A 6,695-nucleotide genomic window follows, 5' to 3' on the forward strand; every position below is an offset into this window, starting at 1 on the left:
GGCCAGACACCCTTGAGGAACTGGTCGTAGGCGAGCCCGCCCCAGAGGCCGGAGAGGAGGGCGCAGCCGAGGCCGACGGCGGCCAGCGCCTGGGGCGGGAAACACAACGCGCGGCGGGCGCGGGCGACGCCCTCGGCCTTTTCGAGCAGGGCGAAGGCGCTGGCCGCGAGCAGGCCGCCGATGAAGCCGCCGCCGGGCTCGTTGTGCCCGCGCCAGAAGATGAAGACCGAGAGGGCGAGGAGCGCCGGAAAGAGCACGCGCGTGGCGGTACTGAGGATCAGCGAATTCATCGCGCCGGCCCAGCCGCGTCTCTGCCGGCGCGCAGGGCGGCGATCGCCGCGACCCCGGCGATCACGATCACCGAGATCTCGCCCAGCGTGTCGAAGCCGCGGAAATCCACCAGGATCACGTTGACGATGTTGTGACCGAGCGCCGCGGGCACGCTCTGTTCCTCGAAGAATCGCGACAGGAAGGGGTCGAGCGGCCTGCTCAGCACCGCGAGCACCGAGAAGGTCACGCCGAGGCCGAGCAGGATCGCGATGGCGGCGTTGCCGGGCCGGAGTCGCGGTGGGGCCATTCGGGGCAGCCGCGCCATGGCGATGGCGAGAAAGACCACGACCAGCACCTCGGCGAAAAGCTGGGTCATGGCGACGTCGATGGCGCCGTAGAGCACGAAGATGATCGCGATACCCGCGCCGACCCCGCCGAGCGCGCAGATCGCCGCCAGTCGCGAGGGGGTCCGGAGCACGACGCCGACCGAGGCCGCGATCAGTGCCACGACCGCCCAGTCGACGAGGCTGGTCGCCCCCGCCGCCGGGCGCGGCACCGTGCCGCCGGTCAGGAGCGCGCCCCAGATCAGCGCGGCGAGGAGCAGGAAGGTCACGCGCAGATAGCGCGTCATCCGTCCGCTCAGCACGACGCCGGTCAGCGCGGCGGCGGCGCGCAAGGTGCCGGACAGCGCCGCGTCGTACCAGCCCTCGGTCCGCGGCAGGCGGGGCTCGGCAACGGCGAGCAGGTCGCGCAGCCGATCGAGACGGGCATAGAGGAGCCCGCCGAGGGCGAAGGTCAGAAGGCTGAGCCAGAGCGCGGGGGTCAGTCCGTGCCAGAGGGCGAGCGGCTCGGGCATCGGTCCGCCGGTGACCGCCCGCGTCATCGGCCCGACGAGTGCGCCGCCGATCGCGCCGGGCAGGAAGCCAAAGACGAGCCCCAGCGCGGCCAGTACCACCGGGCCCAGCCAGAGGCCGATCGCGGGATCGCCCGGCCGCTCGCGCGGGCTGCGCGGGGTGCCGAGAAAGGGGCGCAGCGCGACGACGCCGGCACAGGCGACCATCAGGGCATTGGCGGCCAGCGCCGCCACGGTCGCGGCGCCGGAGGTGGCCGTGTAGATCATCTCCTTGCCGATGAAGCCGAACATCGGCGGAAAGCCGGCCATCGACAGCGCCGCGAGCCAGGCCGCCGCCGCCGTCCGCGGCATAGCCCCCGCCAGTCCGCCGACCGCGGGATAGTCGCGCGCGCCGGCACCCCTCTCGATCATGCCGACCGCGAGGAACAGCGCCGCCTTGTAGAAGGCGTGGACGAGCAGGAATGTCATCGCGGCCGCGATCGCGCCGATCCCGAGCAGGAGGGTGAGCAGGCCGAGCGCCATCACCGTGGTATGCGCGAGGAGCAGCTTCATGTCCGTCTGGCGGATGGCCCAGACCGCGCCGAGCAGCATGGTCAGCCCGCCGGCGGACGCCAGCGTCCAGAACCAGGGATCGGTGCCTCCGAGCGACGGCGTCAGGCGCGCCATCAGGTAGATGCCGGCCTTCACCATGGTCGCGGAATGGAGATAGGCGCTGACCGGCGTCGGGGCCGCCATCGCGCCGGGCAACCAGAACTGGAACGGAAACTGCGCCGATTTCGCGAAGCAGCCGAGCAGGACGAGGGCGAGCATCGCCGGATAGAGGTCATGCCCGCGAAAGAGATCCCCCGCCGCGTTCATCGCCGACAGCCGATAGCCGCCCGCGACGTCGCCCATCAGCAACAGCCCGGCGAGAAGCGCGAGGCCGCCCAAGCCAGTGACGAGCAGCGCCTGGAGCGCGGCGGCGCGGGCCGCCGGCCGTTCGTGGTCGAAGCCGACGAGGAGCCAGGAGGTGATCGTGGTCGCTTCCCAGAAGACGAAGAGCGTCACCGCGTCGTCCGCCGTGACGATCCCGAGCATCGAGACGGCGAAGGCGCAGAGCGTGACGAGCAGCGCGCCGAGCCGCCGGTCACCGCGAAAATAGCTGGCGGCGTAGACAAAGCAGAGCGCGCCGATCCCGCAGATGAGGAGCGCGAAGGCGAGCGCGAGCCCGTCGAGCCGGAACGCCGCTTCGATCCCGAGCGCGGGCACCCAAGGCAGAACGAGCTCCGGGATCTCGCCCCGGACGACGCCGGGCAGGAAGCCGGCGAACCAGATCGCCCCCAGGGCGGCGAGGCCAGCCGGGATCAGGCGCCAGGCCCCGGCGTCTCGCGCGGCGGAGGGGTGGGGATCGGCCAAGGCGCGCTCGCGTTCACCGGCGCGGGCACCGATGCCCCGCCTACCGGCGCAGAATACGCGGGGCGACCCGATAATCAACCCGCGTGGACGAGCTCCCGTCGCTCTTCCCGGGTCGGGCCGGGGATTCCGGCGGGCCGAAGCTTTCCCCGGCGATCTCGTCGAGCGGCGAAGACGGGCGCGAAGCGGATCGACGTGGAATGCCTGACGATCGACCTCGCAGGGACAGGTGGCTCGCGCCGTGATGGAGCCCGCGCCCGAACAGATGAAAGATGATGCGATCCTCCCGAAACGCCTTCACATGGGCGCGACAGCGGGCAATGGTCCGAAGGTGGCATGTGGTAGCCCGCCGCCCGGCCATCCCGGGGAATGATCGACGCCAAACAAGGGAGGCGACCTTGGCCAAGGCCATCCATTCCATGATCCGCGTGCGCGACGAAGCGCGCTCGCTCCATTTCTATCGCGTGGCGTTCGGGTTCGAGATCGCCGAAAGGCTGGATTTCGAGACCTTCACGCTCGTCTACCTGCGCGACGCCGAGAGCGATTTCGAGATCGAGTTGACCATCAACAAGGACCGGACCGAGCCTTACCTGCTCGGCGACGGATACGGGCATCTCGCGGTCGTGGTCGAGGATCTGGCGGCCGAGCACGCGCGGTTCGAGGCGGCCGGCTTCGCGCCGCGCAAGATCGTCGCCTTCGCCCCGGCGGGCGAGGTGATCGCCCGGTTCTTCTTCGTGGCCGACCCCGACGGCTACCAGATCGAAGTCCTGCAACGGGGTGGACGCTACGTCTGACAGGCGCCGGCGATGACACGCTGCACGGCGGGACCGGCGGCCGTCTTCCCGGGATCGGGGCCGATGATCTCGGCTGGCTGGTGGAGGGACTCGCGCTCATGTGATCATCGTCTGATCGAAGGCGCCCCCCCTTGTCCGCGAGCGGGGGCCGGTCCATCTAGACGGCATGGACCAGCATTGCCTGAACGTCACGCGGATCGCCGCGGCATTGCGCGCGCCGTCGACCGGAACCTCGGATTTCGAGCTCAATCCGGCGGCACGGCCACCCGAGCCGTTCGACCTGCGCCCCGCCTCCGTCCTGGTGCCGCTGATCGAGCGCGGCGCCGGGCTGAACGTCATCCTCACCCGGCGCGCCGCGCATCTGCGCAACCATCCCGGCCAGATCGCCTTTCCGGGCGGGCGCCAGGACCCGATCGATCCGACGCCGCTCGACGCCGCCCTGCGCGAGGCTCGCGAGGAGATCGGGCTTGCCCGCGAGCAGGTGACGGTCCTCGGCGGCTTCGACGCGCATGAGACGGTCACCCGCTTTTCCGTCAGTCCTTTCGTCGGCCTTGTCGATACGGGTTTCATGCCCGTCATCGATCCCGCCGAAGTCGAGGAAGTGTTCGAGGTGCCGCTCGCCTTCGTGCTCGACCCGGCCAACCGTCAGACCCATCGCCGCGTCTGGTCCGGCGGCTGGCGCCGCTATCAGGCGATGCCGTACGGCCCGCATTATATCTGGGGCGCGACCGCGCGAATGCTGATCAGCCTCGGCGACAGGATGCGCGACCCGTGACGCGCCTTGCCGCGGACTGGCTGGCCACGCCTTCGACGCGACTCGTCTGCGGCGTCCTGACCGAAGCCGGGCATCAGGCGCTGTTCGTCGGCGGATGCGTCCGGGACGCCCTGCTCGGCCGCTGTTCCAGCGATATCGACCTCGCAACGGACGCGCCACCGGAGTTCGTCCTCGACCTCGCCGCGCGCGCGGGGGTTCGGGCCGTGCCGACCGGGCTCGAGCATGGCACCGTCACCCTTGTCGTCGATGGTCGCGGCTATGAGGTGACGACCTTTCGTCGCGACATTGCGACCGATGGTCGCCGCGCCACCGTTGCCTTCGGCGCCGACATCGTCGCGGACGCCGCGCGGCGCGACTTTACCATGAATGCGCTCTATGCCCGACCCGACGGCGAAGTGCTCGACCCTCTCGACGGCCTGCCCGACCTGTGCGCCCGCCGCGTGCGCTTCGTCGGCGACCCGTCCGCCCGCATCGCCGAGGACTACCTTCGCGTCCTGCGCTTCTTTCGATTTCATGCCTGGTTCGGCGACCCCGAGGGTGGGCTCGATCCCGAGGCCGTCGGCGCCTGCGCCGCGGCCGGCGAGCATCTCGGGACCCTCTCGCGCGAACGGGTGGGGGCCGAGATCCGCAAGCTCCTCGCCGCGCCGGATCCCGCGCCGGCGGTCGCGGCGATGGCCGCGACCGGTATCCTCGCGCGGCTGCTGCCCGGCGCCGATCCCGCCATCCTCGGTCCCCTCGTCCATTTCGAGGCGGCGGGCAGCCACGCGCCGCGCTGGCCGCGCCGGCTCGCCGCGCTCGGCCCCGCCGTCGGTTGGGCCGAGACGCTGCGGTTCTCCAGGGCCGAGCGCAAGGCGATCGCCGCGATCGTCGCCGCGGGCGCCGAACCGTCGGACGTCGTCGCCGCCTATCGCCATGGCGCGGAGGCCGCGCTCGACGCGGCGCTGATCCGCGCGGCCGCGCTCGGATCAGCGCCCCGGCCGGACCTGGCCGAAGCGATTGCGGGCGCCGCCGCCGCGCGGTTTCCGCTGCGCGGCGCCGATCTGGACCTGCGCGGGCCGGCGCTCGGCGCCGCGCTCCGGCGGCTCGAGACGGCGTGGATCGCCTCGGGCTTCACCCTCGATCGCGACGCCCTGCTCGGCCGCGTCACGGAGTCGTGAGTAGCCGGATCCGACCGCGCCTCTACCCTCCCGTGACATGAGACGATTCAGGGAGAGAACCATGCGCCCGACGACAGTCCGCCTCGCCGCCCTCGCCCTTCTTGGCACCGCGCCCCTCGCCATGGCGCAGAGCGGCGGCATGAGCTTCTTCGTGACCAGCGTCGGGCTTGGCGACGGCGCCAATCTCGGCGGCCTCGCCGGAGCCGATGCCCATTGCGCGGCGCTCGCCGAGGCGGCGGGCGTGACCGGCAAGGTCTGGGCGGCCTATCTTTCCACCTCCGCCGTCGATGCGCGCGACCGGATCGGAACCGGGCCTTGGGTCAATGCCAGGGGTGAGACGATCGCCGACGATGTCGCCAGCCTGCACGGCGAGGGCAACAACCTGACCAAGGAGACCGCGCTCGACGAGAAGGGGGAGGTGATCGCGGGGCGCGGCGACGATCCGAACCGGCACGACGTCCTGACCGGATCGCTCGCGGACGGGACACGGGCGCCGGAAACCTGCCAGGACTGGACGAGCAGCGGGCCGGAGGGCGCGGCCATCGTCGGCCACCACGACCGCGCGGGACCCGAGACCCTGCCGACCGGCACGTCCTGGAACGCCGCCCATGCGACCCGCGGCGGCTGCGGGCAGGAGGCATTGCGCGGCACCGGGGGCGACGGCCTCTTCTACTGTTTCGCCGTCGAGTGATCACGGACACGTGAGTCGGTGGCTTGTGGCCGCGATGTAACCTCCGGTTGAGTTCTCGCGACCGGAGTTGCCATGCGCCGACCCATCCTTTTCGCGGCGGCCGGCGTCGCCGCGATCGCGGCGGTGGCCGCGACGGCCTTCTGGCTCGAGCGGGGACCGGATCCGGCAATGAGTTTCTTCGTCACCAGTGCCAATCCGGGCCGCGGCGGTGATCTCGGCGGGTTGCCCGGCGCCGACGCCTGGTGCGCGACGCTGGCCGAGACGGCGGGCGTGCCGGTCAAGCGCTGGGCCGCCTATCTTTCGACGAGCGCGGTTGATGCGCGTGATCGGATCGGCATCGGACCTTGGGTCAATGCAACGGGCGAGGCCATCGCCGCGGATGTCGCCGCGCTGCACGCAGCCGGCAATCACGTCGCGCGAAGGACCGCGCTCGACGAAACGGGCGGGCGGATCAATGCCCGGGGCGAGGCGCCGCCGCTCCGGCACGATATCCTGACCGGCTCGTTGCCCGACGGGACGCGATCGCCGCTCACCTGTTCGGACTGGACCAGCGACGACGCGGGGGCGGCCATGGTCGGCCATCACGACGGCGCCGACCTCGACGACAAGCCGAGCGAAAAGAGCTGGAACTCGGCCCATCCCTCGAAAGGATGTTCGGCCGCCGCGCTGCGCGAGGGCGGCGGGGACGGGCTTTTCTACTGCTTCGCGGTCAAGTGACGGAAACGGGCCGGGGACGGCCCCGGCCCGGTGCTCAGGCGTGCCA

At 71.5% G+C, this 6,695-nt stretch carries 7 protein-coding genes; 5 read left to right on the forward strand and 2 right to left on the reverse strand.

What is annotated here, in order from left to right:
• Both KBA23_RS14855 and mbhE read right to left on the reverse strand, forming a co-directional pair.
• The coding region (locus KBA23_RS14855) for an MnhB domain-containing protein (RefSeq protein WP_290742443.1) at positions 1-290 on the reverse strand (290 nt) is incomplete at its 3' end.
• The gene (mbhE, locus tag KBA23_RS14860; RefSeq protein WP_290742446.1) at positions 287-2,518 is read right to left on the reverse strand and encodes a hydrogen gas-evolving membrane-bound hydrogenase subunit E; all 2,232 of its coding nucleotides are present in this window, start codon (positions 2,516-2,518) and stop codon (positions 287-289) included. The genes KBA23_RS14855 and mbhE, both read right to left, overlap by 4 nt.
• 395 nt (positions 2,519-2,913) lie before the next feature.
• Between mbhE and KBA23_RS14865 the strand changes: the two genes are divergently transcribed.
• The 5 genes from KBA23_RS14865 (at position 2,914) to KBA23_RS14885 (ending at position 6,649) form a co-directional block, all read left to right on the forward strand.
• The gene (locus KBA23_RS14865; protein WP_290742449.1) at positions 2,914-3,309 is read left to right on the forward strand and encodes a VOC family protein; all 396 of its coding nucleotides are present in this window, start codon (positions 2,914-2,916) and stop codon (positions 3,307-3,309) included.
• A gap of 166 nt (positions 3,310-3,475) precedes the next feature.
• Positions 3,476-4,084, forward strand: coding sequence for a CoA pyrophosphatase (locus KBA23_RS14870; RefSeq protein ID WP_290742452.1), 609 nt, complete (start codon positions 3,476-3,478; stop codon positions 4,082-4,084).
• The gene (locus KBA23_RS14875) at positions 4,081-5,241 is read left to right on the forward strand and encodes a CCA tRNA nucleotidyltransferase (RefSeq protein WP_290742455.1); all 1,161 of its coding nucleotides are present in this window, start codon (positions 4,081-4,083) and stop codon (positions 5,239-5,241) included. The genes KBA23_RS14870 and KBA23_RS14875 overlap by 4 nt, the downstream gene beginning before the upstream one ends.
• Before the next feature lie 61 nt (positions 5,242-5,302).
• The gene (locus KBA23_RS14880) at positions 5,303-5,932 is read left to right on the forward strand and encodes a hypothetical protein (protein ID WP_290742458.1); all 630 of its coding nucleotides are present in this window, start codon (positions 5,303-5,305) and stop codon (positions 5,930-5,932) included.
• A 123-nt stretch (positions 5,933-6,055) separates the two neighbouring features.
• Positions 6,056-6,649, forward strand: a complete 594-nt coding sequence (locus KBA23_RS14885) for a hypothetical protein (RefSeq protein ID WP_290742461.1) — start codon at positions 6,056-6,058, stop codon at positions 6,647-6,649.
• Positions 6,650-6,695 lie beyond the last annotated feature (46 nt).

The organism is Amaricoccus sp., assembly GCF_017995835.1.
In the GTDB taxonomy this organism is placed as follows: Bacteria; Pseudomonadota; Alphaproteobacteria; order Rhodobacterales; family Rhodobacteraceae; genus Amaricoccus.